A 2,918-nucleotide genomic window follows, 5' to 3' on the forward strand; every position below is an offset into this window, starting at 1 on the left:
TTGCGGCGGCAAAGAAAAGTAGGTGCCGCCCCGCACAGGGGCGACGCGTGGAGCGAGATAACGCATCGCGGATGCCAGCAAAAACGCAAAGGCAAACGCAAACCGCAAATGCTAGCGTCAAAACGAACACATCGCACGGCGGACGCATGACGCGCGAAGGCAAATCGCGGATGCGAGCACGACCACGAGCAAACCACCCCCAACACCCGCGCCGCGCAGTCGCAAAACACAAAACGCAAAACGCAAAACCTGACCCACAGCGTCGCAGACGAAAAAAATCCCCACACACTTTCGCATGTGGGGACCGCGATAAAGCCTCAACAGCGAGCCTCAACAGCGGCTCACGCCGCCATCAAACCTTATGCTGCTGCGTCCTTCAGCTTCTTCAACGCACGTGCCTTGACCCGCACGCTCGCCGGCTTCGCCGGGAACCAGCGCTCTTGACCCGTAAACGGGTCCTTGCCGAAGCGCTTCTTCTTCGCCGGAACAGTCTGAACGACGATCTTCAGAAGACCCGACAGCGTGAATTCGCCAGCGCCCTTCTTGTGAACCGAACCGAGGATCGTGTCTTCGAGTGCAGCCAGAACTGCCTTCGCCGACTTCGGCTCGACGCCCGCACGCTCCGCAACGTGTGCAGCCAGCGAGGCCTTCGTGAAGGTGTCCTTGATCGGCGAGGGAACGCCGGACGCCTTCACGGCGACCTTCTTAGCCGTGACTTTCTTTGCGGGAGCAGCAGCAGCTTTCTTTGCAGCAACCTTCTTCGTCGGAACCGTAGCAGCCTTCTTGGCTACCTTTTTTGCGGAAGTCGCCATATTTCTCCTACCTCTAAGGGTCAGTAATTGCGAGAAGCGCACGCGATATGCACACGCTTCAACGCCGGATTCTACAAGCGCTTTCGCTTTCTGCGCGAATCTTTTGTGTATAACGGTTACGGTTTGTTGCGTGGCGCTGACTACCTCGCGCATTTCGAGCCTGTTTTTAAGGGGTAAACACGATCACCTGGCAATTTCGCCGCACCTGTCCAGCACGAATCTTCAAACGCATCCGGTGGCAGGAAGACGCCCGTATCAGTGACGAAATCGAGCGTACGTTACGCGCACGAGCGTCGGGGACGACTGACAGCACGGCACGCGCGACCCCGTAAACGCACGCTCAAGTCCTTGATTCGACACGCGGCATCAGCTTCGCGAGCGTCGCAAGCGCGGTCTCGATCTGTCCGGCCTCGATGCCGCCATAGCCAAATACGAGCCCTGGCTGCGGCGTTGCGCGCACATAGAAAGGCGCGAGCCCATGCAATGCAATCGATTCGGCGCGCGCCGCTTCGATCACGGCCGTCTCCGTGAGCGGCGCCTTCAGCAACGCAGCCATATGGATACCCGCCGTCGGCACGATGGGCTCGAACCAGCGCGCGAGATCGCCCTGCAGATGTACAAGCAGACTTGCCCGGCGCGCTGCGTAAAGCTTGTGCATCCGCTTCAGGTGCCTGGCAAAGTCACCGTTCAGCATGAAACTGGAAAGCGCCGTCTGCGTCAACGAGCAACCATGCCAATCGCCGATCTGCCTCGCCTTGCGCAGCGTCTCGAACAACGATGCGGGCGGCACCATGTAACCGACGCGCAGTTCGGGAAATATCGTCTTTGAAAACGTTCCCACGTACGCAACGAGGCCGGTGCGGTCGAGGCTCTTCAGCGGCTCCATCGGCCGTCCTTCGAAGCGGTATTCGCAGTCGTAGTCGTCTTCGATGATGACGGCATCGCGCTGTTGCGCCCATTCGAGCAGTTCGACGCGCCGCGCGAGACTCATCGGCATGCCGAGCGGAAACTGATGCGACGGCGTCACGTAGACGAGCCGCGCGTGATTCGGCAGCTTGCTCACGACGAGGCCTTCGGCATCGACGGGCACGGCCGCGACCTTCGCGCCCACTGCCGTGAGGCACGCGCGCGCGGGCGGATAGCCGGGGTCTTCGATAGCCGCGACGTCGCCGGGACGCAGCGTCACGCGCGCGATGAGGTCGAGCGCATGCTGCGCGCCCTGCGTCACGATGACGTCCTCCCAGTTGCTCGCGACGGCCCGATTAAACGCGAGATAGCGCGAAATCGCGAGCCGCAACTCCTGTTCGCCGGCAGCATCGCGATACGTGCCGCGTCCACGCGACTGCACGCGAAGCGCGTGATTCACGCAGCGGCGCCAGACGTCGAAAGGGAAATGGGACTTGTCGGTAACGCCGCCGATGAAGTCGTACGGCGTGCCGGGCGTGGGTTGCGGCCCGAGTACCTCGGGGACGGTGTGCCATACCGGTTGCGCGCGGGCGCTGGAGCTGGGTGCCGTTTTCGCCTCATGGGCGGCACGGGCGTGCGCTGGCTTTTCGGCGGGCAGTCGCTGTAAACCTCCGGCGACGAAGGTGCCCGAGCCGGGGCGCGTATGCAGGAAGCCTTCGGCGAGCAGGCGCTCGAAGACGTCGAGGGTCGTTTTGCGGGAAACGCCGAGTTGCAGCGCGAGATCGCGGGTCGAAGGCAGTCGGGTGCCGCCTGCCAGGCGGCCTTCGATTATCCCTGCACGCAGTTGTCTGTAGATTTGTCCCGCCAGGTCGTGGCGGCCCTCTACCGATAAGTGGATTTCCATTTTGAGGTTTTGGGTTTCTTTTTGCCTGCGGCGCTTTGGGTTTGTTGTTAGCTTAGCGTGCGTTCGCCGGTTCAGTGTTTTTGTTTGTGCCGGTATCCGCGTTTTGGCTTTTCGATGGGATCCGCGTTTTGTTAGCGTTCTTTACGCTTTGCCGTTCGGTGTTATGGTCTTTGCGCTGGCATCCGCTCTACGTTAGCTCGCTTCACGCGTCGCCCCTGTGCGGGGCGGCACCTACTTTTCCTTGCCGCCGCAAAGAAAAGTAGGCAAAAGAAAGCGGCTCACACCGCCAGCCCTTG

The 2,918-nt window shown here is 61.2% G+C and carries 2 protein-coding genes; both read right to left on the bottom strand.

Annotated features, from left to right (window positions below):
* Nucleotides 1-359 precede the first annotated feature (359 nt).
* Complete coding sequence (locus KFO72_RS41650; protein WP_036000261.1) at nucleotides 360-812, bottom strand: HU family DNA-binding protein; 453 nt, start codon at nucleotides 810-812, stop codon at nucleotides 360-362.
* A 340-nt stretch (nucleotides 813-1,152) separates the two neighbouring features.
* A complete protein-coding gene (locus KFO72_RS41655; protein WP_225034530.1) occupies nucleotides 1,153-2,622 on the bottom strand; it encodes a PLP-dependent aminotransferase family protein in 1,470 nt (489 codons plus the stop codon).
* Nucleotides 2,623-2,918: the final 296 nt, after the last annotated feature.

It is taken from the genome of Paraburkholderia sp. XV (assembly GCF_020177535.1).
Classification (GTDB): Bacteria; Pseudomonadota; Gammaproteobacteria; order Burkholderiales; family Burkholderiaceae; genus Paraburkholderia; species Paraburkholderia caribensis.

What these genes read in the sequence shown, in the direction of transcription:
- KFO72_RS41650 (WP_036000261.1), bottom strand. Translation starts at nt 812, where the DNA reads ATGGCGACTTCCGCAAAAAAGGTAGCCAAGAAGGCTGCTACGGTTCCG.
- KFO72_RS41655 (WP_225034530.1), bottom strand. Translation starts at nt 2,622, where the DNA reads ATGGAAATCCACTTATCGGTAGAGGGCCGCCACGACCTGGCGGGACAA.